The 25,704-nt window shown below is 65.3% G+C and carries 25 protein-coding genes; 9 read left to right on the plus strand and 16 right to left on the minus strand.

Going from position 1 to position 25,704, the window contains the following annotated elements; translation table 11 throughout:
* Positions 1-18: 18 nt before the first annotated feature.
* Positions 19-552, plus strand: coding sequence for a DUF4166 domain-containing protein (locus tag EYV96_RS11790; protein ID WP_131151757.1), 534 nt, complete (start codon positions 19-21; stop codon positions 550-552).
* Positions 549-959: a thiol-disulfide oxidoreductase DCC family protein gene (locus tag EYV96_RS11795; protein WP_240732476.1), complete on the plus strand. Its 411-nt coding sequence runs from the start codon at positions 549-551 to the stop codon at positions 957-959. The genes EYV96_RS11790 and EYV96_RS11795 overlap by 4 nt, the downstream gene beginning before the upstream one ends.
* Here EYV96_RS11795 and EYV96_RS11800 read toward each other — a convergent pair.
* The 3 genes from EYV96_RS11800 to rpmB form a co-directional block, all read right to left on the minus strand.
* Entirely contained in the window at positions 949-2,061 is a 1,113-nt protein-coding gene (locus tag EYV96_RS11800; RefSeq protein WP_131151759.1) for a saccharopine dehydrogenase family protein, read from the minus strand. The two genes, EYV96_RS11795 and EYV96_RS11800, sit on opposite strands and share 11 nt — an antisense overlap.
* A 207-nt stretch (positions 2,062-2,268) precedes the next feature.
* The gene (gene rpmG, locus EYV96_RS11805) at positions 2,269-2,436 is read right to left on the minus strand and encodes a 50S ribosomal protein L33 (RefSeq protein ID WP_008211962.1); all 168 of its coding nucleotides are present in this window, start codon (positions 2,434-2,436) and stop codon (positions 2,269-2,271) included.
* A gap of 10 nt (positions 2,437-2,446) precedes the next feature.
* Entirely contained in the window at positions 2,447-2,683 is a 237-nt protein-coding gene (gene rpmB / locus EYV96_RS11810) for a 50S ribosomal protein L28 (protein WP_131151760.1), read from the minus strand.
* A 436-nt stretch (positions 2,684-3,119) separates the two neighbouring features.
* On the opposite strand from rpmB, the gene secB reads away from it, so the two are divergent.
* The 4 genes from secB (at position 3,120) to EYV96_RS11830 (ending at position 8,555) form a co-directional block, all read left to right on the plus strand.
* Positions 3,120-3,611 (plus strand): protein-export chaperone SecB, encoded by a 492-nt coding sequence (gene secB, locus EYV96_RS11815; protein WP_131151761.1) that lies wholly within the window; start codon positions 3,120-3,122, stop codon positions 3,609-3,611.
* 9 nt (positions 3,612-3,620) lie between these two features.
* A complete protein-coding gene (locus EYV96_RS11820) occupies positions 3,621-4,646 on the plus strand; it encodes an NAD(P)H-dependent glycerol-3-phosphate dehydrogenase (protein WP_131151762.1) in 1,026 nt (341 codons plus the stop codon).
* A 199-nt stretch (positions 4,647-4,845) separates the two neighbouring features.
* Positions 4,846-7,872: a DEAD/DEAH box helicase gene (locus EYV96_RS11825; RefSeq protein ID WP_131151763.1), complete on the plus strand. Its 3,027-nt coding sequence runs from the start codon at positions 4,846-4,848 to the stop codon at positions 7,870-7,872.
* Positions 7,873-7,928: 56 nt separating this feature from the next.
* The gene (locus EYV96_RS11830; protein WP_131151764.1) at positions 7,929-8,555 is read left to right on the plus strand and encodes a class I SAM-dependent methyltransferase; all 627 of its coding nucleotides are present in this window, start codon (positions 7,929-7,931) and stop codon (positions 8,553-8,555) included.
* 3 nt (positions 8,556-8,558) lie between these two features.
* Here the strand turns inward: EYV96_RS11830 and EYV96_RS11835 are convergent, their stop codons facing one another.
* The 11 genes from EYV96_RS11835 to kdpF form a co-directional block, all read right to left on the minus strand.
* Positions 8,559-8,897: a hypothetical protein gene (locus EYV96_RS11835; protein WP_131151765.1), complete on the minus strand. Its 339-nt coding sequence runs from the start codon at positions 8,895-8,897 to the stop codon at positions 8,559-8,561.
* 82 nt (positions 8,898-8,979) lie between these two features.
* Positions 8,980-9,360, minus strand: a complete 381-nt coding sequence (locus EYV96_RS11840; protein WP_240732478.1) for a nuclear transport factor 2 family protein — start codon at positions 9,358-9,360, stop codon at positions 8,980-8,982.
* Positions 9,357-10,040: an HAD family hydrolase gene (locus EYV96_RS11845; RefSeq protein ID WP_131151766.1), complete on the minus strand. Its 684-nt coding sequence runs from the start codon at positions 10,038-10,040 to the stop codon at positions 9,357-9,359. Before EYV96_RS11845 ends, EYV96_RS11840 begins: the two co-directional genes overlap by 4 nt.
* A 499-nt stretch (positions 10,041-10,539) precedes the next feature.
* A complete protein-coding gene (locus EYV96_RS11850) occupies positions 10,540-11,244 on the minus strand; it encodes a response regulator (RefSeq protein WP_131151767.1) in 705 nt (234 codons plus the stop codon).
* Positions 11,244-13,907, minus strand: coding sequence for a sensor histidine kinase (locus EYV96_RS11855; RefSeq protein ID WP_131151768.1), 2,664 nt, complete (start codon positions 13,905-13,907; stop codon positions 11,244-11,246). The genes EYV96_RS11850 and EYV96_RS11855 overlap by 1 nt, the downstream gene beginning before the upstream one ends.
* A 42-nt stretch (positions 13,908-13,949) precedes the next feature.
* Positions 13,950-14,519: a potassium-transporting ATPase subunit KdpC gene (gene kdpC / locus EYV96_RS11860; RefSeq protein WP_131151769.1), complete on the minus strand. Its 570-nt coding sequence runs from the start codon at positions 14,517-14,519 to the stop codon at positions 13,950-13,952.
* Between the two features lie 11 nt (positions 14,520-14,530).
* The gene (locus tag EYV96_RS11865) at positions 14,531-15,337 is read right to left on the minus strand and encodes a TorF family putative porin (protein ID WP_131151770.1); all 807 of its coding nucleotides are present in this window, start codon (positions 15,335-15,337) and stop codon (positions 14,531-14,533) included.
* A gap of 40 nt (positions 15,338-15,377) precedes the next feature.
* Positions 15,378-15,584, minus strand: a complete 207-nt coding sequence (locus EYV96_RS11870) for a hypothetical protein (RefSeq protein WP_131151771.1) — start codon at positions 15,582-15,584, stop codon at positions 15,378-15,380.
* Between the two features lie 27 nt (positions 15,585-15,611).
* Positions 15,612-17,684, minus strand: coding sequence for a potassium-transporting ATPase subunit KdpB (kdpB, locus tag EYV96_RS11875; protein WP_131151772.1), 2,073 nt, complete (start codon positions 17,682-17,684; stop codon positions 15,612-15,614).
* Between the two features lie 18 nt (positions 17,685-17,702).
* Entirely contained in the window at positions 17,703-19,505 is a 1,803-nt protein-coding gene (kdpA, locus tag EYV96_RS11880) for a potassium-transporting ATPase subunit KdpA (RefSeq protein WP_131151773.1), read from the minus strand.
* Positions 19,502-19,594 carry a K(+)-transporting ATPase subunit F gene (gene kdpF, locus EYV96_RS11885; protein ID WP_131151774.1) on the minus strand — a complete coding sequence of 31 codons (93 nt, stop codon included), beginning with the start codon at positions 19,592-19,594 and terminating at the stop codon, positions 19,502-19,504. Before kdpF ends, kdpA begins: the two co-directional genes overlap by 4 nt.
* A 282-nt stretch (positions 19,595-19,876) precedes the next feature.
* Between kdpF and chrA the strand changes: the two genes are divergently transcribed.
* A complete protein-coding gene (gene chrA / locus EYV96_RS11890; protein ID WP_131151775.1) occupies positions 19,877-21,058 on the plus strand; it encodes a chromate efflux transporter in 1,182 nt (393 codons plus the stop codon).
* 77 nt (positions 21,059-21,135) lie between these two features.
* Positions 21,136-22,185: a TraB/GumN family protein gene (locus EYV96_RS11895; RefSeq protein ID WP_131151776.1), complete on the plus strand. Its 1,050-nt coding sequence runs from the start codon at positions 21,136-21,138 to the stop codon at positions 22,183-22,185.
* 24 nt (positions 22,186-22,209) lie between these two features.
* Here EYV96_RS11895 and EYV96_RS11900 read toward each other — a convergent pair whose 3' ends face one another.
* The gene (locus EYV96_RS11900) at positions 22,210-23,154 is read right to left on the minus strand and encodes an aldo/keto reductase (protein WP_131151777.1); all 945 of its coding nucleotides are present in this window, start codon (positions 23,152-23,154) and stop codon (positions 22,210-22,212) included.
* A gap of 68 nt (positions 23,155-23,222) precedes the next feature.
* A complete protein-coding gene (locus EYV96_RS11905) occupies positions 23,223-24,245 on the minus strand; it encodes an NADP-dependent oxidoreductase (RefSeq protein WP_131151778.1) in 1,023 nt (340 codons plus the stop codon).
* A 519-nt stretch (positions 24,246-24,764) separates the two neighbouring features.
* Here EYV96_RS11905 and EYV96_RS11915 point away from each other — a divergent pair.
* Positions 24,765-25,679 (plus strand): LysR substrate-binding domain-containing protein, encoded by a 915-nt coding sequence (locus tag EYV96_RS11915; RefSeq protein WP_131151780.1) that lies wholly within the window; start codon positions 24,765-24,767, stop codon positions 25,677-25,679.
* Positions 25,680-25,704: the final 25 nt, after the last annotated feature.

The following is a 25,704-nucleotide window of genomic DNA, read 5'->3' on the forward strand; positions in this document are numbered from 1 at the left end:
CGCGGTAGGATGCGCCCCATGCGCCTCCTCTTTCCCAGCCTTCTTTCCGACGCCGACTGGGGTCATCTCGCGCCGGCCGTGCAGCAACTCCATGGCACGCCACAAAGCCTGCGCGCGACGGGCACGGCCGATGTCGAAGGCAGCACCGCGTGGCATGCGCGTCTGTTGCGCCGCATCCTTGGGTTGCCCGAGCCCGGCCAGGACCAGCCGATCACCTTCATCATTGATCGCCAGGCCGGCAGTGAAACCTGGACGCGCGGCTTCGAGCGCGGCCAGATGCAATCCACGCTGATGCGAGGGCCGGAGGGTTTATTGCTCGAGCGACTCGGCCCGGTGACGTTGCGCTTTCGCCTCCGGTGCGACGGCGACGGTATCGACTGGCAGCTGCTGGGTGCCCGCCTTCTTGGCATGCCGCTGCCGCGATTTTTACTCGGCGAGGTGTATTCGCGCAGCGGCGCGAAAGACGGTCGCTATTATTTTCATATTGATGCACGGCCGCCCTGGTTTGGACGTCTGATTGCGTATCGGGGCTGGCTGGAGATCGCGCCGTGAGGTCATCCGACAAACCCGTCATCGTGTTCGACGGCGTCTGCGTCCTGTGCAATCGATGGACGAGTTTCATTGTCCGCCACGACCGCGAAGGTCGGTTTCGCCTGGCCGCCATGCAGGGCGTACAAGGTCGCGCGATGCTGGAAGCGCACGGATTGGATGCCCTGTCGCCGCGTTCGTTCCTGCTGGTGCAGGACGGTGTCGGTTACCAGGATACGGACGCCATCGTGCGCGTGCTGCGCCAGCTGGGTGGGCCGTGGAGCATCGCAAGCGGGGCTCTGCGCCTGACGCCGCGGTCCCTGCGCGATGCCATCTATCGATGGATTGCCCGCCATCGCTATCGCCTCTTCGGCAAGCGTGACGTGTGCTACCTGCCCGACCCCGGGCAGGCGTGGCGATTCATCGACTGACGGTCAGGTCCTCAACGCCGGATTTCAGGGCGAAGCCTTTGAAGTCCGACACGATGTCATCGAGCGACATCAGGCCCATGCAGGGCATCGCGCCCGTTTCGGCGACCTGGCCATCGGCCATCCGGCGCGCAAGCACGACCAGTGGCGTGATCGGTACCTGCGGGCCGTCTCCGGCATCGGCATCGAGCCACCAGCGCAGGGTCAGTGGCGCGCCATCCGTCCCCGTGCCACGCATCTCCACCACCATGCCGCCAACGTCCGAGCCGAAAGACAGGAACCACTCGCTCATGCGCCGCAGGCGTGCCGCGTGGTTTGCCAGGTTGTCGATCAAGCCGAAGCGAACGAGCCATGCCATCAGCCAGGTCGCGCCTTGCAGGAAAGTCAGTTCCAGGCCGGCGCGGAACACGACCGTGCGGACGCCGCGGTAGCGTTCGGGGAACAGGTCCAGGTCAGGCACGTCACAGGCGCCGGTCCAGCGGCGGCCGAATCGAAAGGCCTGCCATCGGCTGTCCATCCAGCCGTGCACCTGCTGCCAGCGTCCGTCGCGCCATGCGCGGATGGGTTTGCCGCAGTAGCCAAGAATCGCGGCCACGGTGGCGTCGCCGCGCGGCGTGCGATTGCCGGGATTGATGGCGTGCTCGATGGTCTGAAGTTCGGCGAAGCGCGGAAGGAAGGTGTCGACCACGGCAGCGCTCAGGGCGGGCACGCTCGATGCGCCTGACACGATGAGGCAGCCAGCATCGCGCGCGCGTCGGTCCAGCGCGGTGATCCCGTTGACGAACTGGCGCGCGTCCGCCAGGTCGATGTAATGGCTGCCGCAAGCGATGCAGGCGTCGGCGACGTCGTAATCCTGGCCCTGGAAAGGTCCCGCTGCGTGGATCACCAGCTGCGGGTGAAGCGCGGCCAGTGCGTCGGCAAATGCAGGCGTGCCAATGTCCAGCTTTGCGACGTCGATCAATGGATCGCCCAGCTCATCGCGAAGCGCTTCCAGTGCCGGCAGGCGTCTTCCGGCAAGCACCAGTTTGAATCGTGGGTCATGCGCCAGCCGGCGCACCGCGCGCGAGCCGAAGACGCCGGTTGCTCCCAGTACGACCACGCGCATGCCAGCCATTCCCTGTCCCTTGTTCCCTTGCGCGACGCGCAGGCGGCATGGTGCTGAAGTTGGCTGGGTTAGGGAAGGGCTTCGAGGCAACCGACGCATGTGAAGCAAAAACCGGCGAAACAAAAAACCCGCCACGAGGGCGGGTTTTTTGTTGAGGCATTCAAGACTGGATCCCTGCTTTCGCAGGGATGACCTACCGGAGGCAGGTCACTTGATCTTGCCTTCCTTGTAGATCACGTGCTTGCGAACGACCGGATCGTACTTCTTGAACTCGAACTTTTCCGGGGTGTTCTTCTTGTTCTTCTGCGTGGTGTAGAAGTGGCCGGTACCGGCCGACGAGATCAGACGAATCTTGTCTTGCTTGCTATTAGCCATGGCTCAATCCTCAGACCTTCTCGCCGCGGGCACGCAGGTCGGCAATCACGGCCTCGATGCCCTTCTTGTCGATCGTGCGCAGCGCCTGGCTGGAGACGCGCAGTTTGACCCAGCGGTTTTCGCTGGCGACCCAGAAGCGACGCTCATGCAGGTTAGGCAACCAGCGGCGACGGGTCTTGTTGTTGGCATGCGAGACGTTGTTACCAGTCTGCACACCCTTTCCGGTGACTTGGCATACACGGGCCATGATGACCTCCGTAATTGGGTTTACCGCCCGTTGGCCAGGGCGACAGCGGCCCAGCGACGCAGTGCGCCACGCGATGCTGGAAGGTGAAGCTTTCGGGGTCTGCCGTAAGGGCCGCATCGCGTTGCGGACGGACCCGGAGAACCGGGTCGGCATGGCCGAGCCGCGTATTCTCCCAGAAAATGTAGCGGTGACGCAACTTTAGGGCGGAAGGCCGCCCCTGGGGGGGCGGTGAACGGAGGAGTCGCCCGCGTTGCGGGCTGTAAACGGGGAAAAAGCCAGGATCCCCGGAGTTTCCCGCTTTTACCGTTCACTGTTTACAGCGAGCGTAGCGAGTGACCCCACAGCGCCCCATTTAGGGGCGCGACTTCCCCCGTCGTTCTATGGAACAATCAACCCCTTTGCTGTTTCCGCACTTACGCTCAAGAGGATTTCCCAAATGGCAGACGTCACCGCCAATGGCCAGGGCAACCAGCCGCAGCTGGTCCTGCAGAAGATCTATGTGAAGGACGTCTCGTACGAGGCTCCCAATGCCCCGCAGATCTTCCAGGAGATTGGCGAGACCGACCAGCAGCCGCAGGTACAGCTGAACCTGGGCCAGAAGGCCACGGACCTCGGCAACGACATGTACGAAGTGGTGCTGAGCCTGACGCTCACCTGCACCCTCGGCGAGCGCACCGCCTACCTGGCCGAAGTGCAGCAGGCCGGCGTGTTTGGCGTCAGCGGCTTCGCCGAAGCTGACCTGGCCGGCATCATCGGCAGCTACTGCCCGAATCTCCTGTTCCCGTACGCGCGCCAGGTGATCTCCTCGCTCGTGCTGGAAGGTGGTTTCCCGCCGTTCCTGCTGCAGCCGATCAACTTCGACGCCCTGTATGCCGAGCAGCAGCGCCGCATGACGGGCGGTGACGAAACCCCGGTGCTCAACAGCTGAGCCCACTCCATGGCTGACATGTCGACCCTGGCCGTCCTTGGTGCCGGCTCGTGGGGCACGGCGCTGGCGGCCCTGGCCGCCCGCAACCGCGTTCCCACGAAACTTTGGGGCCGTGATGCGGCAGCGCTGGCGACGATGGCGCAGAGCCGTCGCAACTCGCGCTACCTGCCGGATATCGAGCTGCCGGCTGAACTCGACTATCAGGCCGATCTGGCTGCCGCCGTGCGCGGTGCCGATACGGTCCTGATCGTTGTGCCCAGCCATGCCTTCGCCTCGATGCTGGACGAGATCGCTCCGCTCCTGGGCACGGACACCAACATCGCGTGGGCCACCAAGGGCTTCGAGCCCGGTACCGGCCGGTTCCTGCATGAACTGGTGGCTGAGAAGCTGCCGGGTCGCGCGTGCGCGGTCGTCACCGGTCCGTCGTTCGCAAAGGAAGTGGCCCTGGGCATGCCCAGCGCCGTCACCGTCCATTCGGATGACGAGGCATTTGCGCAACAGCTCGCCTCGATGCTTCACGCGCCGAATTTCCGTGCCTACACGGGGTCCGACGTGCTCGGCGCTGAGCTGGGCGGTGCGATGAAAAACGTGCTGGCCGTCGCTACCGGCGTGGCTGACGGCATGGAGCTGGGCCTCAATGCCCGCGCCGGCCTGATCACGCGAGGCATGAACGAGATGCTGCGCCTGGGCGTGGCGCTTGGTGCGCGACCGGAAACCCTGATGGGCCTCTCCGGTCTGGGCGACCTCGTACTGACCTGCACGGGCGACCTGTCGCGCAACCGCCGACTGGGCCTGGCCCTGGGTCGCGGCATTGCCATCGACGACGCCGTGCGCCAGATCGGGCAGGTGGTGGAAAGCGTGGTCACTGCCGACGAAGTCGCGCGCCTTGCCCACAAGCATGGCCTGGATCTTCCTATCAGCCAGGGTGTGCGCGCCGTCCTGCACGGCGAGGTGACCCCGGTGGAAGGCCTCAAGGCGCTGATGTCGCGCGAGCAGAAGCCCGAATACCCGCAAGGCCTGTTCGGTCCTTTCTGAATCCGATGAACGCAGCGGGCGCGTCGCGAGAGCGACGCGCCCGTCTGTTCGCGCCTTCGTCAGGCTCGCCCCATCCTGAGACGCCGCGCGCCCGCACAAACTGAATCGCACTAAGAAAAAAACCTAGGCGAGGCTTGCCCATCCGGGCATTGGTCTTGCTAATCTCGGTCTTTTGATCGCCCCATCGGACCGCACGCGCATGCAGCAACCGGACGACAAACAGTTGGGCGAAACCACGGCGTCGTCGGGTGACGACCCGGGCGAGACCTTGCCGCCGGTCTGGCGCAAACTGCTGGCCGAAAGCGCGCAAGCGCATTCGCACGAACGCAGCGTGCTGGGCTTCTTCTTCGATGTCGTTCCCGAAGAGGGCCAGCCTTACGGTCGTCTGGACGTCGCGCCCGTCTTGCTCGTCATCGGCGACCAGGGCCGCTATACGCGACCGGCACCGCTCGACAGTCGCCATCTCACGCAGCAGCCGCTCGAACCGCACGAACAGCGCCTGGCCGCCACCGTGCTGGGCCTTCCGCAAACCGTGCGCAAGACGCGCAACTATGCGCGCCTGTCCGGCCATGTCGGCGACACCTTGCTGGCGGAAATCCTCGATACCGCGCCGTGCTTCCTCGGTGGCCTCGCCGGCCTGCGCCTGTCGCGCGGACGCTCGCATCAGCTGAACTGGCACTGGCACCTGGAGAAGGACGGCAGCCAGCGCCTGTTGCCGTCACTGCCCGTCAATCACCGCCTGCTGCGCATTGATGCGTTGTGGTTCCTGGATGCCGAGCGCGCCGAGCTTGGCCATCTCGAGGCGGCGCCTGAAGAAACCCACTGGCTGGACCTGCCCGCGCTCAAGCACGAAGACAGTCGCCATTTGCGCGATGCCCTGCCGGCCAGTCGCCTCTCGCACCGCGTGCCGCTGCCGCAGGTGTTCGACGCATTGCAGCGCGCGGAGCTGACACCCAAGCCCGTCCTCACCCTGCACGCCCTCACGCGCCACGCCCGCCTCGCCGCTGGCACGCCGCCGCTGGCGTATGCGCGCCTGGCCTTCGACTACGCGGGTGAACGCCTGCCCGGTCGAGGCGGCGAACCCCTGGTGCGACGCGTGCGCAACGGTGCGCTGGTCGAAATCACCCGCCGTCGCGCCGAAGAACTCACGGCGATGGAGCAGCTCGAACGCGCCGGCCTCACGCCGGGCGTCGACACCGAGGGCTTGCCCTGGGACCTGGCCGACACCTTGCCCGAGGATGCGTGGCTGTTCCCCGGCAAGGGCTACGCCGGTGCGCTGGAAGTGAACACCCCGGCGCGATGGCTGGCGCTGCGACCGAAACTGGAAGTGGAAGGTTTCCAGCTCGACTACGCGCCCAGCTTCCCCTTCGAAGTGCTGGAGGGTCCCGTGCGTTGGTACGGCAACGCGGTGGAAGACACCGACGACCATGCCTTCGACCTGGAAATCGGCATCGAACTGGAAGGCAAGCGCCACAACCTGCTGCCCGCCGTGGCGCAGGCCCTGGCCGAGCACCAGCTCAACCTCAGCCCCACGCCGAACGAGCCCGAGGATGCCGTGTGGTACGCCCCGGTCGACGAACGTCGCCGCGTGCCCGTGCGCCTGAAAGAACTGCGCGGCCTGCTGGCGCCGCTAGCCGAATACCTCGAACGACCGCGCAAAAAACTCCACCTGCCGCGCGTCCAGGCCGGCCGCCTCGAAGAAATCGTCGAAGCACTGCCCGCCGGTGGTGCGCTCGAAGCGCCCGAGCAACTGCGCGGCTTTACCGCGCGCCTGCGCGATGCCGCCGAGCGTGCCAGTGACGCTGTGCCGGAAGGTCTCACCGTCGAACTGCGCCCCTACCAGCGCGAAGGCCTGCGCTGGCTCAATGCGCTGGCCGAGGCGGGTGTCGGCGGCGTGCTGGCCGACGACATGGGCTTGGGCAAAACACTGCAGTTGATCACCCATCTGCTGGCGCTCAAGCAGCGTGGGGCGCTGGCGCGGCCGGCGCTGATCGTGGTGCCGACCAGCTTGATTCCGAACTGGCTTTCCGAAGTCGCGCGCTTTGCGCCATCGCTGAAAGTACTTGCCCTGCACGGCCCGCAGCGTGGCGGCGACTTCTCGCAGCTGGGCGCGCAGGACATCGTGCTGACCAGCTACGCGCTGATTCCCCGTGACGTGGTGACGCTGCGCAAACAGGCGTTTTCACTCATCGTGCTCGACGAAGCGCAGCAGGTGAAGAACCCACGCACCCAGGCGCGTCGCGCCGTGCTGAGCCTGCGCGCGCCGCGCTGCATCTGCCTCACCGGCACGCCGCTGGAAAACCACCTGGGTGAACTGTGGTCGCAGGTCGATCTGGCCGTGCCGGGTTTGCTCGGTGATGAAGGCGCGTTCCGTCGTCACTATCGCGTGCCGATCGAAAAGCAGCACGACACTGACGTGCAGGATCGCCTCAACCGCCGCCTCGCGCCGTTCATCCTGCGCCGCACGAAAGCCCAGGTGGCTTCCGAACTGCCGCCCAAGACCGAGATCACACGGCGCGTGGTGCTCGAAGGCAAGCAGCGCGAACTGTACGAAGGCCTGCGCCTGTCGCTCGCCGAAGAGCTGCGCGAGGTCATCGCGCAGCGCGGCATCGCCCATAGCGGCATCGTGGTGCTGGATGCGTTGCTCAAGCTGCGTCAGGTTTGCTGCGATCCACGCCTCGTGAAGCTCGAGGCAGCGCGCGGCGTGCGCGAATCGGCCAAGTTCGAACTGCTGATGGACATGCTGCCTGCGCTGCTCGCCGAGGGGCGCAAGGTGCTGCTGTTCTCGCAGTTCACCGAAATGCTCAAGCTGATTGCGCACGAGCTCGATCGCCGCCGCATCAGTTACGTCACGCTGACCGGCGAAACCCGGGACCGTGCCGAACCTGTGCGCCAGTTCCAGGAAGGCGACGTGCCGCTGTTCCTGCTGTCGCTCAAGGCCGGTGGCGTGGGCCTTAACCTCACTGCCGCCGATACGGTCATCCATTACGACCCGTGGTGGAACCCGGCCGCCGAGGCGCAGGCCAGCGACCGCGCGCATCGCATCGGCCAGGACAAGCCGGTGTTCGTTTTCCGCCTGATCACCTCGGGCACGGTCGAAGAGCGCATTGAGGAACTGAAAGCGCGCAAGGCCGAACTCGCCGAAGCCGTCCTCGAGGGCGGTGGCACGCGCGAGCGGCTCAGCTTCGACCAGGACGACCTGGATGCGCTGCTGGCGCCGGGTTGAGGCCACGGGGCAGCGTGGTCGCGAGATCGCCTTCCACACGCCACTGGGACAAGCGCATGGTCGATGAAACCCCTTTGCAGCATTGGAACGCGGTCTGGGACAGCAAAACGCCGGATGCCGTGAGCTGGTACCAGCGTCGTCCCGACGTTTCGTTGTCGCTGATCGCCCACGCGCAGCTACCGCGTGACGCCCGCATCATCGATGTCGGCGGCGGTGCATCGACCCTGGTCGATCATCTGCTCGCCGAAGGCTTCGATCGCATCAGCGTGCTGGACATAGCTGACGGCGGCATGCGCCGGGCACGCGAACGCCTGGGTGCCGTCGCATCATCGGTCCAGTGGCTGGTGCAAGATGCCCGATACGTGGACGCTCCGGCATCCTTCGATCTTTGGCACGACCGGGCGGTTTTCCACTTCCTTACGGATTCCGCCGATCGCACGACCTACCTGCAAGGTCTCGCGCGGAGCCTTGCACCCCGTGGACAGCTTATCGTCGCCACGTTCGCGCTTGACGGTCCGGAACGATGCAGCGGATTGCCCGTGATGCGCTACGACGTCGACACGCTGCACGACGCCTTCGGGCGCGAGGCCTTCGAGTTGCTCGAAACGGCAACCGAATCGCATCGTACGCCGTGGGACGCCGAACAGCGCTTTACCTACGTGCGCTTGCGCCGACGCTACTGAGCCTTAGGACGCGGGCGTCGCCCGCGTGCGCAGCAAGGCATCCACCGCCTGTTGCCATTCGGGCGTGCCGGGCCTCAGTTGCGGCGCTTCCTGGCCGAGTCGCCGTTGCACGGCGTTGTTCCATTCCACCGAACCATAGTCCGGGCCATGCGCCTGGCTGTCACTCACGCCCAGGCGCTGGTCGACCCATTCGAACCATTCCTTCGAACCCAGCGTGGCGTTGACGGGTGCGGCGGCTTCCGCCTGGGGCTTGGGCGGTTCATTCGGATGCGGCGTCGACGGCGATGAACAGGCGGCGACGATGGCGGCAAGCGGAATCGTTAGGAAAATGATACGGCGCATGCGGATGCTCCGTTCGGTGGACCATCGTCGAGCTTACGTCGGTCCGTCGCCCCGCTGGTGAATCGAACCTGACGCCGTGGCGTCACGCACCTGGCGCAACGACGGTGCCCTGATGGAACAACGCACGCCACGTGCCGTCCCCGCGCTTCCACAGCGTGGTACGCCGCGTCATGCGTTCGGCCTGGTGCAGCGTGTAGGTGAGCAGGTAGACGTCGTTCGCCAGACGCACGACGTGGAAGTCCGATGCGTCGAGATCTTCGACCACGGGACTACGGTGACGCTGCTCAAGCACGTCCAGCACGTGCGAGCGCGAATACACATGGCCGGAAGCACCGATCTCGAAAAAGGACGGATCGGTCATGCGCTCGAAGTCGGCACGCGCGGTGCCGAATTCCGGACGATGAAAGATCGGCTCACGCGCGATCAGTTCGTCCATCACCTGATCGGGCGAAGGCTCACTCACGGCCGGGCGGCCACTTCGTCGATGTGGCGCAGCAGGTCGGCCGGATCGTCGTACACGCGGAACGCCCCTGAGCGCGCCAGCTCTTCCTCGCCATAACCGCCCGACAGCAGGCCCACGCCCAGGCCGCGCGCACGCTGCGCTGCCAGCATGTCCCACACGCTGTCGCCGATGACGAGCGACTGCTGGATGTCGACGCCGAGTCGTTCGGCCGCCGCAAGGAACAGATCCGGATCGGGCTTGGCATGCTTGACCTGGTCGCGCGTTACCACCGGCACCTTCGACGGGTCGACGCCGAGCGCCTTCAGATTCGGCGCGGCCGTTTCCATGCGTCCGCTGGTCGCGATCGCCCACGGATAACCCTGGTCGGTGAGATACGCCAGCAATTCCCGCGCGCCGGGAAGCGGCCGCACCGAACCTTGCGTGTGCTGGCGATTGAACGCATCGGCATGGCGTTGCTGCAGGCGCTTGAGGCGTTCTTCGGTGATATCGAGCCCGGTTTCGCGCAGCAGGATATTCGTGAACAGTCCGCCGCTCATGCCGATCTTGCGATGAATGCGCCACACCGACAGTTCGACGCCTTCGGCATCGAGCGCCTCTTTCCACGCCAGCACGTGCTGGTAAACGCTGTCGACCAGCGTGCCGTCAAGATCGAACAGGAAAGGGGTGCTGTGGCGATGCACGGGGTGGCTCCGCAAAGGGGTGCGCCAGTATGAACCACGCACGCGTCGCCCGCCGCCGTCATCGGGTCTTCACGTCAAGCAAACGTTGGCGTGATGCCGCGCGTTTGCGTGAACGCGCGACGCGGGCTCCTGCCGTGGAGGCATGTGGCCAACCGGTAGTCGGGTGCTCACCGACATCGGCACCACGGGCGCACCCAGGGCATCGGACGCAATGGCCAGGGAAAGGAGCGTAATCGCGACCGCGCTGGCGGCGTAGAGAAGTCGCGGGCCGTGCCTGAACATCCACTTCATGGTGAATTCCTTGACGTCTTCGGCGCCCGGTACCGAACGCGACCGGGCGTGCGCGCGTGCATGCGCGCCGCGGCGACACATCCACGCTTTCAGTGTGGGAATCGCGTACGCAGACGGGCAATCAGGCCGGGCTTAGGCGAGGCGCCACGGTCGCGCTGTGTCGTGCTGACGGGGACTAACGTCGTGAACCGTCAATTGACGATGAGGATCAGGATGACGTGCCGGGCATGAAGCGATAGCCGACGCCAGGCTCGGTTTTCAGCCAGCGCGGTTCGGTGGGGTCGTCGCCCAGCTTCTGCCGCAACTTGCCCAGCACGATGCGCAGGTAATGCGTGTCATGCACATGCGTCGGGCCCCAGATGTCACGAAGCAATTGCTGCTGCGTGACCACACGGCCGGCATGCTGGACCAGCATGGCCAGCACCGCATACTCCTTGCGCGTCAGCGACAACGGCGCGCTATCCAGCGTCGCCTCGCGCAAGGCAAGATCGATCACCAGCCGGCCGTCGTCAAAGCGCTGGGGCGCGCGCGTTACCTCACCGCTTCGCGTGCGCAGCAGGACGCGAAGCCGGGCCATCAGTTCCTGGATGCTGAAGGGCTTGGTGACGTAATCGTTGGCACCGGCGTCGAGCGCACGGACCTTTTCTGCTTCCGCGTCGCGCACCGAAAGCATCAGCACCGGCACCTGGCTCCATTCACGCAACTCGGCCAGCACCTCGTGGCCCTCCTTGTCCGGCAGGCCGATATCCAGGATCACCAGGTCCGGCGAGCGCGTGGCGGCCAGCGCCAGTCCTTCGCTCCCGGTGGCCGCCAGAAGCACGTCATAACCCTCGGCGCGCAAGCCGATATCAAGGAACTTGCGGATCTGCGCTTCGTCGTCGATGACCAGGACGCTGGGCGTGGCGTGACTCATCAGGCTTCTTGGGGCGGTGCCGGCAGGGGCAGGGTGATGCGAATGGTGGTGCCACCGCCGTCGCCGGGCAAGGCCTCGACGCTGCCGCCGTGCGCGCCGATCATCCCGCGGCATATGGCCAGGCCCAGGCCCGTGCCCTGCGGTGCCCTGTCGCCACGCGAGACGGAAAAGAACATATCGAAGATGCGGGCGCGTTCGTCCTCGGGAATGCCCGGGCCGCGGTCGGTGACGTCGATGCGCAGCTGCTCGCCGATGCGCGACGCCTGGACGCGGACGGGCTGTCCCGGCGGCGAGAAGCGCGCCGCGTTCTCCAGGATGTTGAACAGCGCCTGCTCAATGAGCGCCGGATGGGCGTAAAGCAGCAGGGTTTCCGGTGGCAGCGCCACGTCGACGCGCAGGTCGGGAAAAAGCTTGTGCAGGCGATGCACGGCCGCGCCCACGATTTCGGCGACGTCGGTCCAGTCACGATTGAGCTTGAGCGTGCCGTGGCCCAGGCGGGTCATGTCGAGCAGGTTCTGGATGTAGCGATCCAGGCGCTGCCCCTCGCCCAGGATGGCCTCGAGGAGTTCGTGGCGCTCATGGGGCGGCAGTTGTGCGTCGTAGCTCAGCAGCGTGCCTGCCGAGCCAATCATCGAGGCAAGCGGCGAACGCAGATCGTGCGAAACCGACGACAGCAACGCGTTGCGCAGGCGTTCCGTCTCGCCTTGCACGCGCGCGCCTTCCAGCTCATCGGCCAGTCGCGCGCGCTCCAGGGCCTGCGCGATGTCCTGCACCATGGCCAGCGCGAGACCGCGCTGATCCGGCGAAAGCTCACGGATGTCCTTGCCGAAGCGAAGGGCAACCACGCCGACCGCCGCACCGCCGCTGCCCAGCGGCAGCACCCAGCAAGGCGCCGCATTCAGCGTATCAGTGAAGCGCCCGGCGGCTTCGCTGTGCTGTTCGGCCCAGTCGGCTGCGGCCAGGTCCTGGGGCGTGAGCGCCATGTCGCGCGGCGACGCGATAGCGATCTGCAGTACGCGTGACGGGTCGCGATGCAGGATGGCTGCATCGCAGCGCAAAGCATGCGCGAGCGCCACGACGCCAGCATCACGCACGGCCGGCGCGTCGGTGCTGGCCGTCAGACGCTGTCCCAGGGACAGCAGTGCGCGCGTATGCGCGTGCGCCGCACGCATCGACTCCACCTGGCTGGCCAGTCGCGTGGCCAGCCGGCTGCAAATGAGGGCTGCGAGCAGGAACAGGCAGACCGCAAGCACATCGTCGAAGCTGGAAATGGCCAGCGTGTAACGCGGCGGCGCGAAGAAAAAGTTGTAGCCAAGAAAACACAGGATGGCTGTATAGACCGCCACCGCCATGCGCGTGCGCACCGCGACCACCAACACGGCCGTAAGGAAAATCAGCGACAGATTGGCGACCGAAAGGTAACGGTCGGCGATAAACGAAAGCCCAAAGGCCACCAGCGTGGCCATCGTCGCGTAGACGTACTCGCCGCGACGACCACGTCCGCCTGTCATGTGCAGGCGCCGGCGCGATTGCGCGCGCTCGGCGGGCGTCGCGATGATGGTCAGTTCAAGGTGCGCACCCTTGCGCAACAGCATTTGCGTCAGCGATCGACCCAGCATGCGCGCCAGCGGCCGTTCGCGCGTGCGTCCGAGGATGATCTGGCCGATGCCTTCGCGATCCGCGTGCGCGATCAGTTCGTCCGCGACGACATGGCCGCGCAAGACGATGGTGTCGCCACCAAGGCGCCGCGCCAGGCGCATCGCCGCGTCAAGTCGCTCTCGCCGTGCCGTATCCAGCGATGCGCCGGTGTCGACAAACGCGACGCTCCATGGCGCGCCGCGTCGCTCGGCGATGCGCCGCGCCACGCGCACCAGGTATTCGCTCTGGCCATGCCCGTCGATGGCGGCCAGTACGCGCCGCCGCACCGGCATGGCGCTACCTTTTGCCAGCATGTGATCGCGAAGGTCGCTGTCGACATGGCCGGCGACGGTGTCGACCGCCAGTTCACGCAGCGCCGCGAGATTGGTTGGCGAGAAGAAGGCATCGAGCGCGGCGGCTGCCGTTTCCGGCACGTAGACCTTGCCCTGTTTCAGGCGCTGGATCAGCTCGCGCGGCGGGAGGTCCACCAGCACGATATCGCGCGCGCGATCAAGGAAGACATCCGGCACGGTCTCGCGAACATGCACGTTGGTGATGCGACGGATCTGGTCGTTGAGGCTTTCCAGGTGCTGCACATTGAGCGCGGTATACACCTCGATGCCCGCGTCCAGCAGCTCGGCGATGTCCTGCCAGCGACGTTGGTGGCGTCCGCCGGGAAGATTGGTATGCGCCAGTTCGTCGACGAGCAACACGGCGGGTTTGCGCGCCAGCGCCGCGTCGAGATCGAACTCGGTGAAGTCGCGTCCACGGTAGTTGACCGTGCGACGCGGCAAGATTTCCAGGCCTTCCATCAACGCCGCCGTTTCCGGCCGGCCGTGGGTCTCGACAAGACCCACGACCACGTCCACACCCTGGCGCTTGAGCTCGCGCGCCGCCGACAGCATGGCAAAGGTCTTGCCCACGCCCGGCGCCGCGCCCAGGAAAACCTTCAGCCGATGGTTCGACGCCGCCGCGACCTGATCGAGCAGGGCATCGGCGCGGGCATCGCGGGAGGAAACACTCATGGGCTGGAGAAGGCCGCGTCGGGGGTGTGCATACGGTATGCCTTATCGGCCGTCCAGCGCCATATTCAGCGCCAGCACGTTGACGCGCGGCTCACCCAGTACGCCAAACTGACGGCCACTTGTCGCGCGATCCACCATGGCCTGCACGTTGGCCTCCGTCATGCCCCGGACGCGCGCGACCCTGGCGATCTGATACTGCGCGGCAGCGGGCGAAATGTCCGGATCCAGGCCACTTCCCGACGCGGTCACCAGATCCACCGGCACCGGCGCCGCATTGCCCGGATCGACTGCGCGCAACGCGTCGATACGCTGCTGGATAGCCTCCGTCAGGGCGGGATTGCTCGGGCCCTGGTTGGAGCCGGATGACGATGCACCGTTGTTGGCCATCGGCGCGGTGGCTGACGGCCGTCCCCAGAAGTACTTCGGCTCGGTGAAGGATTGCCCGATCAGCGACGAGCCGACCGCTTTGCCGTGCTCCATCACCAAACTGCCATTGGCCAGGCGGGGGAACAGCAGCTGGGCCGCACCGGTGACGGCGAGCGGATAGGCGATGCCAGTGACGATGCTCAGCAGCACTAGCATCATGATGGATTGTCGAATGAGCTTGCCCATGGCGAATGTCCTCAGAACGTGCCCTGGAGGGTGACGAAGACGCGACTGCCGCCGACGTCACGGCACGTCGACGCCTGCATGAAACTGCACGTCTTGCCGTAGAAGTCGTGGTTGTCCGCATACGACAGGCCAGCGGTGACCGCGACATGCGTGCTGATCTGGTATTTCGCGGCGACACTGGCGTCGCTGTAGCCCGGATCCCTCGCACCGTTCGCCAACGGCGTCACCAGCGTGGTGGTGTAGTGCGTGTGGCCCGCGTGAAGCAACAGGCTCCACGCATCGCTCAGGGGCACGGAAGCGTCCACCTGGAGATAGGAGGTGCCGCGGGAGTCGCCACGGTAGCCCTGCTCCACATCGACGCCGAAGTAGTCGGTAAGCGCCTGGTTGTACTTCAGCGTCACATACTTCCAGGTGAGGCTGACATTGGCCTCGGCCGTATCGAAGGAGCGGCGGTGCATGCCGGGCAGGCTCAGTTCGGCACCCGGGTACAGGTAGCCGTACACGCCGGCGCGCCATGACCAGTCCTTGCCGAACGACGTGCCGTAGCTGGCGTAGACGTCCCACTCCATGGAGCCATGCGGGTAACTGTGGTCACTGACGCTGGACGCCCAGGTGCCGGCGGCGAAGCCATTATCAAGGCTCAGGTCGGCGCCGCCCTGGATCGCCGGATGGGCCCAGGTCTGGGTGAGTCCGCGAAACAGATAGTCGGAAGTGACGGCGACATTGCCCGTCACGGTGGTCTCGGCATCAGCCGAGGTGCTGGCCAGACATCCGAGCGCGGCAAGAAGGGAAAGCGGAAGGGAGGAACGGTAATTCATGAAGGACTCCGGCGCGCGCTGCGCGCTGCAGAAGGTGAAATCAAATGCCGGCGTAACCGCCAAGCACGTAGTCGTCGTCAGCGGATGCGTCATCGCGCTGGCGCGGCGGCAGGGGAATCACGTTGGACGCGTTCGGCGCAGGCAGCGCAATCACGACGTCGCAAGGCGAGTCGTCCGACGACAGGCGCAGTTCCATCGCGGGATGCGCGGCGTCGGGGAGCGAAACGGAAAGTGTGAGGGTGTGCATGAGGATCTCCAGCAAAGGTCGGTGCGATCAGGCGAGCCCGATCAGCACCAGCAACATGTCGATCAACTTGATGCCGGCGAACGGCACGACCATGCCGCCAAGGCCATAGACCAGCAGGTTGCGGCGAAGCAGGGCAGCGGCGCCCAGCGCGCGATACTTCACGCCTTTCAGTGCCAGCGGGATCAGGCAGATGATGATCAGCGCGTTGAAGATCACCGCCGACAGGATGGCGCTCTGCGGCGTGGCCAGGTGCATGACGTTGAGAGTGTCAAGCGCGGGGTAGGTCGTGGCGAAGGCCGCCGGAATGATGGCGAAGTACTTCGCGATGTCGTTGGCGATCGAGAACGTCGTCAACGCACCGCGCGTGATCAGCATCTGCTTGCCGATCGCCACCACTTCGATGAGCTTGGTCGGATTCGAATCCAGGTCGACCATGTTGCCGGCTTCTTTCGCGGCCTGCGTGCCGGTGTTCATGGCGACGGCCACGTCCGCCTGCGCCAGGGCGGGCGCATCGTTGGTCCCGTCGCCACACATCGCCACCAGGCGGTTTTCCGCCTGAATCTTGCGGATCAACTTGAGCTTGGCTTCCGGCGTGGCTTCGGCGAGAAAGTCATCGACACCGGCTTCAGCAGCAATGGCAGCGGCCGTCAGCGGATTGTCGCCGGTGATCATCACCGTCTTGATCCCCATGCGGCGCATTTCAGCGAAGCGTTCGCGAATGCCGCCCTTGACGATGTCCTTCAGCTCGATCACGCCCAATGCGGTCGACCCTTCGGTGACAATCAACGGCGTTGCGCCCCGGCGGGCCACTTCCTCGGCGACTCGCTTCACGAGCGGCGGGAGATGGCTGCCACCGGCCTCCAGATACTTCTCCACTGCATCGAGCGCGCCCTTGCGGATGTGACGTTCGCCGATATCCACGCCACTCATGCGGGTCTGTGCCGTGAAGGGCACGAACACCGCATGGTCCTGTTCAATCTGGCGCTCGCGCAGGCCGAAACGCTCCTTCGCCAGCACCACGACGCTGCGGCCTTCGGGTGTTTCGTCCGCCAGCGAGGCGAGTTGCGCGGCATCGGCGAGGATCGATTCCTCGACACCCGGCGCCGGCAGGAACGCCACCGCCTGGCGATTGCCCAGCGTGATCGTTCCGGTCTTGTCGAGCAGAAGCACGTCCACGTCGCCGGCCGCCTCAACTGCGCGACCGGACGTGGCGATCACGTTGGCGCGGATCATGCGCTCCATGCCGGCAATGCCGATGGCGGAGAGAAGCGCGCCAATGGTGGTGGGGATCAGGCAGACCAGCAGCGCGACCAGCACGGTGAGCGTGATCGGATGGCCGTGGCCAGCGGCCTGCACGCTGTAGATCGAGTAGGGCAGCAGCGTGGCGCAGGCCAGCAGGAAGATCAGCGTGAACTTCGCCAGCATGATCGTGAGGGCGATTTCGTTCGGCGTCTTGCGACGCGATGCGCCTTCGACCATCGCGATCATTCGGTCGAGGAAGCTCTCGCCCGGATTGCTGGTGATGCGCACGACCAGCCAGTCGGAGAGCACGCGCGTGCCACCGGTGACGGCGCTGCGATCGCCGCCCGACTCGCGGATCACCGGTGCGGATTCACCCGTGATGGCGCTCTCATCGACGCTTGCTGCACCGACCACCACTTCGCCATCGCCAGGCAGCGTCTCGCCGGCTTCGACCAGCACCAGGTCGCCGCTGCGAAGGTCACTGGAGGTGACGAACACCACCGAGGAATCCTTGTGCGGCGCCGACAGCTTCTTGGCCAGTACGTCCTTGCGCGAGCTGCGCAGCGACTCGGCCTGCGCCTTGCCGCGTCCTTCGGCAATGGCTTCGGCGAAGTTGGCGAACAGCAGCGTGAACCACAGCCAGATGCTCACCCAGAAGATGAAGCTGGCGGGCGCCTCGCCGTGCCCGGCCAGCGCCTGGCCCCACAGCAGCGTGGTCAGCACGCTGCATACGAAGACCACGAACATCACCGGATTGCGGAACTGCTGCTTCGGCGACAGCTTGCGCACGGCGTCGGCCATGGCCTTGAGAATCAGTTCGCGATCGAAACCGCGCATTGCATGCGAATGCGATGACATGAGTCGATGCCTCGTGAATCAATGAGCCGACATCAGGAACTCGGCGATCGGGCCAAGTGCCAGTGCGGGAAGGAAGGTAAGTGCGCCGACCACGATGACGATGCAGGCGAGCAGGACCACGAAGAGCGGCGTATGCGTCGGCAGCGTGCCGGCGGAGGCAGGTACATGGCGCTTGGCGGCGAGCGAACCGGCCATGGCGAGCATGGCGATGGCCAGGAGGAAGCGCGCCAGGAACATGCAGATGCCAAGCAGGACGTTCCAGAAGGGCGTATTGGCGGACAGGCCACCGAAGGCGCTGCCGTTGTTGTTCGCGGCGGAGGTCACGGCATAAAGCATTTCGCTGAAGCCGTGCGCACCCGGATTGGCGACGCCCGCAACACCCGCAGGCGTCATTACAGCAACGGCCGTACCCACCACCACGAGCGCGCAAGGCACCAGCACGGCGAGGCTGGCCATTTTCATTTCGTGCGCTTCAATCTTCTTGCCGAGGTACTCCGGCGTGCGGCCGACCATCAGTCCGGCGATGAAAACGGCCACCACCGCGAAGGCCAGCATGCCGTAAAGACCCGAGCCGACGCCGCCGAAGATCACCTCGCCCAGCTGCATCAGCCACATGGGAACGAGGCCACCGAGCGGCGTGAGCGAGTCGTGCATGTTGTTGACCGCGCCACAGGAAGCGGCCGTGGTAATCGCGGTGAACAAGCCGCTGGAGGCGATGCCAAAACGGGTTTCCTTGCCCTCCATGTTGCCGCCCGACTGCAAGGCGCTGGCATGGGTATCGAGCGCCAGGCCGTGCATGGCGGGGCTGGCGGCCTGCTCGGCGGCAATGACGCCAGCGGTGAGCGGGATGAAGATCAGCAGCATGGTGGCGAGGATCGCCCAGCCCTGCCGCCGGTCTCCCACCATGCTGCCGAAGGTGTAGCAAAGTCCCGCCGGGATCAAAAAGATCGCCAGCATCTCGAGGAAATTGCTGAAAGGTGTCGGGTTTTCGTACGGATGCGCGGAGTTGGCGTTGAAAAAGCCACCGCCATTGGTACCCAGCTGCTTGATCGCGATCTGCGACGCGGCGGGGCCCATCGGCAGGGTTTGCGAACTCACCGGTGACGTACGCGTGACATCGTGGCCCTGCGCATCCTTGACGACATTGCCGTTAGCATCCTTGACGGTTTCGGTCATGGTCGTGGCCTGCACCGTCGGGACATCGACGTAGTCACGCAGGTTCTGCACCACGCCCTGCGATGCCAGCAGCAAAGCCAGGATGAACGAGAACGGCAACAGGATGTAGACCGTGCTGCGCGTCATGTCGACCCAGAAGTTGCCGACGCTGTCGGCGCTGCGACGGGCGAAGCCACGCACCACGGCCACTAGCACGGCAATGCCCGTCGCCGCCGAGAGGAAATTCTGTACGGCCAGGCCGAGCATCTGCGTGAGATAGCTCATCGTGCTTTCGCCGCCGTAACCCTGCCAGTTGGTATTGGCGACAAAGCTGATGGCGGTGTTCATCGCCGAGTCCGGCGTCACTGCACCAAAGTGCTGCGGATTCAGCGGCAACCACTGCTGCACGCGCTGCAGCGCATACACCACCAGCAAGCCAGCCATGTTGAACAGCAGCATGGCGAACGCGTAGCGACGCCAGCCCATCTGCTCGCCCGCATCGACGCCGCTGAGGCGGTACAGAGCCTTTTCGATCGGCGCACCCTTGCGTGTCACGCCGTTGGCCTGCTCGGCGAAGACCAGGGCCATATACGCACCGACGGGCTTCACCAGCAGCAACAGCACGACCAGGTAGATCGCCAGTTGGAGCAAGTCATTGGAAGTCATTCAAACCACTCCGGCTTGAGCAGGGCCACGCACAGGTAACCCAGCAAGGCCACGGCGATGACCGCGGCCAGGGCATAGAAAATGTTCATGGGGAAACTCCGCGTCAGGGACGGCGACCGAGTCGGTCGCAGATCAGCAGGAAACCGATCGATGCGGCGAGCAGGACGAACGAAAAGAGCAGGTAGATGACGTCCATGGAATCAAGGCGCCGTGTGGGTTGGGAACGGTGCCCATTGTCGAAAGCGGCGCATAACAAAGGGGTAGCGAAATCCAGCGTTGGCGTATAGAACGCGTAAATTCTTGGGTGCCCGATCGCACCGCCGCCTCGCCAGCGCAACACGTTCGCAAGGACGGCCCGCTAGTCTTCAACCATGCCGACTCCCAAGCCCCATGCCGCCTGGCACGTTTTCCTGGCCTTCCTGTCCCTGGGCCTGACGTCGTTCGGTGGACCCATCGCGCACCTGGGATACTTTCGTCGCGCGTTCGTGACGCAACGTCAGTGGCTGGACGAAACCCATTTCGCGCACTTGCTGGGCCTGTGCCAGCTTCTGCCAGGGCCGGCCAGCAGCCAGCTGGGTTTCGCCATCGGCCTGCATCGCGCCGGATGGCGTGGCGGGCTGGCGGCGTTTGCGGGGTTCACGCTTCCGTCGGCCTTGCTGATGTTCGCGTTCGCGCTGTGGCTGCCGCGTGGTCCGTGGGGTGGCGCGGTCATCCACGGCTTGAAGCTGGTGGCCGTCGTGGTGGTCGGGCAGGCGATGGCCGGGATGTGGCGCAACCTGATCCCCGACGCGCCGCGTCGATGCATCGCCGTGCTGGTGGGAGCAGCGTTGTTGTTCTGGCCACAGCCGTGGATGTCATGGCTGGCCGTGTTGCTGGCGGCGGGACTCGGCCTGGCCCTGCGTCGCGACATGTCATGCGGTGAAGTAGCCGTAGCGCCGGCAGCGCGCGGCAGCGGAAGCTGGGCGTTGATCGGTTACGCGCTGATGCTGGTCGCCAGCTTCGCATTCATCGCGCATGGTCCGCTTTGGCAACGCACGACGGCAGCCTTGTACCAGGCGGGTGCGCTGGTCTTTGGGGGTGGCCATGTCGTGCTGCCCTTGCTCAAACAATCGCTGGTGGTGCCCGGACTGATTGACGAGAACAGTTTCCTCGCCGGTTACGGTGCTGCCCAGGCGGTGCCGGGGCCGATGTTCTCGCTGGCGACCTTCCTCGGCCAACGCATCGCTGGATGGCCGGGGGCGTTGGCTGGATTGCTGGCGATGTTCGTGCCGGGACTGCTGCTGGTCGTCGGCGTGTTGCCGTGGTGGCACCGATTCGCCGCGCACGACCGGTGGCGCCACGCGGCGGCTGGCGTGCATGCCGCCGTGGTTGGCTTGTTGCTGGCGGCCTTCTGGAATCCGGTCTGGATAGGGGCCATCCATGCGCCGGGCGACGTGGGCATCGTGGCCATCGCCTGGCTGGCGGCATGGCGTTGGCGGCTGCCGGCCTGGGCTGCGGTGTGCTGGTGCGTGTTGGCCGCCTGCGCGCTGAATGCCCTGGTTCCGTCGTATTGAACCTTTCATGCGATCCTTCGTCTGACGGGACGCGGCAAGGTCGCCGCGAATGATCCCATCCACAGGAGTCCGGATTGATGCGTAAGTTGCGTTCGCTTGTTGCCTTGATGCTGCTTGCCTCTGGCTCTGCCATGGCGCAGGACGCGGCACCTGCACCGGCAGGTTCGGTCGCCAATCTCGATGCAGTGGTCGTCAGCGGCATCCAGCCGGGCCCGGGCCTGTGGAAAGTCACCAAGGGTGACCACGTGATGTGGGTGCTCGGCACCCTGTCGCCCTTGCCTGAGCGCATGCAGTGGAAGACCGACGAAATCGACGACGTCATCGCGCACTCGCAGGAAGTGCTGACGGCGCCGGCATTCGGCCTCAAGGCCAAGACGGGCTTTTTCGGCAAGCTGTTCCTGCTGCCGTCACTGATCGGCGCGCGCAAGAACCCCGATGGCAAGAGTTTGCAGGAAGAGGTTTCGCCGGAAGACTACGCGCGCTGGACGCGCCTCAAGCAGCAATACATTGGCAGCGATCGCAGCATCGAGGACTGGCGGCCCATGTTCGCGGCTTTCGAGCTTTACGAAAAAGCCATCAAGCGCAATGGCCTCAATAGTTCCGGCGGCGTCAAGGACACCGTGCGCGACCTGGCCAAGAAGCACAATGTGAAGGTCACAGCCACGCGTTACCAGATGGAAATCGAGGAGCCGCGCGCCGCGGTGAAGATGTTCAAGAGCGCGTCAATGGAAGACCGGCCGTGCTTCACCCAGACGCTGGACACCGTTGAGCACGGCCTGGGCCAGGTGACGGCGCGCGCCAATGCCTGGGCCGTTGGCGATATCGACGCCCTGCGCAGCCTGCCGATGAAGGATGGCCGCGAAGCCTGCATCCAGGCGATCACCGGCGCGAGTTTCGCGGAAAAGCTGGGCTTCAAGGACGTTGAGCAACACGTCCGCCAGTTGTGGTTCGAATCGGTCGATCGCGCTCTGTCCAGCAACGCGCAGACGTTTGCCTTGCTGCCGATGGACGAAGTCCTTTCCGCGAACGGCTACCTCGCCCAGCTCAAGGCGCGTGGCTATACGGTGCAGTCGCCGCAGGAGCAGGACGAAGCCGCCGACCAGGCAGCCGACAACGGCGGGAACTGACGCACGTCCTTCCCGCCGCAGGGATCAGGCGCTGGCGTTGTCCAGCAGTGCGATCTCGTCGCGGTGCAGTTCAAGCGTCGTGGCGCCGAGCAGCTCGTCGAGCTGATCGAGGCTGGTGGCGCTGGCGATCGGTGCAGTAATGCCCGGTCGCGCCATCAGCCATGCCAGTGCCACTTGCGAGGGCCTGGCGTTGTGCGCCGCCGCCACCTTGTCCAGCGCATCCAGCACCGCGAGTCCCTTGGGATTGAGGTATTTCGCCACGCCGCCGCCCCGCGCCACGCTCTTGGCCAGATCGGCCTGCGTGCGGTACTTGCCGCTGAGGAAGCCGCTGGCCAGTGCGTAGTAGTTGATTACGCCAAGGCCGTGCTTCAGTGCGAGCGGTTCGAGTTCCTTCTCGTAACCTGCGCGGCTGACCAGGTTGTATTCCGGCTGCAGGGTTTCGTAGCGCGGCAAGGTGTATCGCGCGGCGACCTGCAGCGATTCCTCAAGGCGATCGGCGTTGTAGTTGGACGCGCCAATCACGCGTACCTTGCCCTCCTCGATCAGTCGCGAGAATTCGCCGAGCGTTTCGTGCAAAGGCACGGTCGCATCGTCCTGATGCGCCTGGTAAAGGTCGATGACATCGGTTTGCAGGCGCTGGAGCGAACCCTCCACGGCCTGGCGGATATTGATCGGCGACAGGCCCGGATGTTCGTTCCACTTGGCGACCTTGGTGGCGATGACCACATGGTCGCGCTTGCCGCTCTGGCGCAGCCACTTGCCGATGATGGTTTCCGATTCGCCGCCGCGATTGCCCGGCACCCACGCCGAGTAGGCGTCGGCCGTATCGATCAGGTTGAAGCCCGCATCGACGAAGGCATCGAGCAGGGCAAAGGAGCGCTTTTCATCGACGCTCCAGCCGAAGACGTTGCCACCGAAAGCGAGCGGGGCGACGGTAAGCGACGACTTTCCAAGGGGGCGCTGTTGCATGACGTGTCATTCCTGGGCGGCAAGAGATGAAGCATGCCAGAGGGCACGTCGAAAGGATGTTGCGGCGATCAGTCCGGGTCGCCCAGATGAACCAGGAGCTTGCCGAAGTTGCGACCCTTGAGCAGACCGATGAAGGCGTCGGGCGCACTGGCGAGCCCCTCGACGATGTCTTCGCGATAGCGCATCGAGCCATCACGCAGCCACCCACCCATTTCCTTCAGGAACTCCGGATACGAACGCACGAACTCCGACTGGATGAAGCCACGCAAAGTGATGCTGCGTGTCAGCACGCTGCGCATGAGCGCGGGAAGGCGATCGTTCTCTCCTTTGTTCGAGCCGTCGTCGTTGTAGCTGGCAATCAGTCCGCACAGCGGCACGCGGGCGTAAGTATTGAGCAGCGGCCACACGGCATCCCACACGGCGCCGCCGACATTCTCGAAATAGACATCGATGCCATCGGGGCAGGCCTGCTTCAATTGCCCGGCGAAATCCGGCGCGCGGTGATCGATGGCGACATCGAAGCCCAGTTCATCGCGCACATAGGCGCACTTGTCGGGGCCGCCGGCGATACCGACGGCACGCGCGCCGTGCAGCTTCGCGATTTGCCCCACCACGGAACCGACGGCCCCACTGGCGGCCGCCACCACCAGCGTTTCACCCGCCTTGGGCTTGCCGATTTCGCGCAAGCCGGACCACGCCGTGAAGCCCGGCATCCCGTAGACGCCAAGCGCCGTGGACACCGGCGCCTGCGTGGGATCGAGCTTGCGCACGATCTGCTTCGGCGATGCCAGTGCATGCGTTTGCCAGCCTGCGTAGGCGAGCACGATGTCGCCGGCCTGATACGCAGGATCCCTGGAGGCGATGACCTGGGCGACGGTGCCACCTTCCATCACCTCGCCGATCTCTACCGGTTTGGCGTAGGACTTCGCGGTGCTCATCCGGCCACGCATGTACGGATCCAGCGAGAGGTAGAGCACGCGAAGCAAAACCTGGCCTTGGGACGGCTCGGCGAGTTCGACGTCCTCGAGCCGGAAATCGGCCGGCGTGGGTTCACCCTTGGGGCGGGCGGCGAGCAGGATGCGCTGGGCCATGGCGGTGGGGCGGCGAGTTGAGGGTGTTGGGAGGGTGGTCGCTCTATGGGTAGCAGACCGCAAGTCGCGCCGCCGTTAAGTCGCCTGCTGCGCGGGCTGCGGGGCCGGCTGCTGCGCAGCCTGTAAAGCCGCCCGCTTCGCGGGCTGTAAACAGGGAACAGGGAAAAGCCTCAGGCCCTGTTCGCCGCGGATCTCCGCTTTTCCCCGTTTACAGCTCGCGTTAGCGAGCGGCTTTACAGGCTGCGACAGCGGCCGGCTTCACAGGAGGCGCAGCCTCCGGCTTCACTGCTCTGTATGCAGCCGGCTTCACAGGAGGCGCAGCCTCCGACTCCACCCCGGCAAGCCGCCGGGCGAGCTCCGGATCCGTAATGTGCCCGTGCATAAACAGCAAACCCGTAAACAAGGAAGCCATGACGACACCTCACGAGTGACTGCCAACTGGCAGGGCGCTCAAGGTAGCCAGGTCCCAGGTCCCGAAAAAGCGATATATTCGCAAGTCAGGCTTGAGGGGATTTCAACATGTCGCGGATATCGCTGGACCTGTTGCAGCAGTTCGTCATGGCCGCGCGGCTGGGAAACCTGTCGCGTGCCGCCGAGCAGTCCAACCTGACCGTCAGCGCGCTCAGCCACCAGATCCGCCAGCTGGAGCAGCGCGTGGAGCGCAAGCTGTTCGATCGTGGCCCGCGTGGCGTGCAACTCACGGCGGAAGGGCGCCGCCTGCTTGAGGCCGTCGCGCATCACTTCGAGGGCATCGATCGCGCCATGGCGACCTACCGCTGCCGACGCGAAGAGGCGCTGACCATCAATACGATTCCCGGCGTCATGTCGAGTTGGCTGGTGCCCCGGCTTGCCCGCCTGGTGGCGGCGCATCCGGAGCTTGAGCTCAACCTGCAGTCGAGCGTCGAGCTGGTCGACTTCGAGCGCGATCCCGTCGATGCCACTTTGCGTTATGGCATGGGCACCTGGCCCGGCGTGCAGACCGAACACCTCTTCGGCGAATGGATCGCGCCCGTGGCCGCGCCGTCGCTGATGGCGCGCATGTCTCACCTCAATGCCACCAGCGTGGAAGAGTGGCCGCTGCTGGGCGATCCGGGTGGCCGCTGGGCGGGTTGGTTTGCGCGCTTTGGTGGTGCACCGCCCAAACGCTTCGTCGCGCAATTCGACAACACCGACGCGCTGCAGCGCGCCGCGCTCGAAGGCATGGGCGTCGCCCTCGGGCGCATGGTCACGGCGCGACCGCTCGTCGAGGCCGGTTTGCTGCAGGTGCTGGGCAATCAGTACATGCGCATTCCGGAGGCCTATTACCTCGTCTATCCGGCGCGTTCGCGCGATCACGCGGGCCTCAACATTTTCCGCGACTGGATCCGTGGCGAAGCCAAATGCTATGCCGCGGCGATGGCGAGTGCCGCCGAAGGACGCGGCGAGGCGACATAACGCTACCCCTCTCCGTCGCGAAACC

This window comes from Dyella terrae (genome assembly GCF_004322705.1).
Classification (GTDB): domain Bacteria; phylum Pseudomonadota; class Gammaproteobacteria; order Xanthomonadales; family Rhodanobacteraceae; genus Dyella_D; species Dyella_D terrae.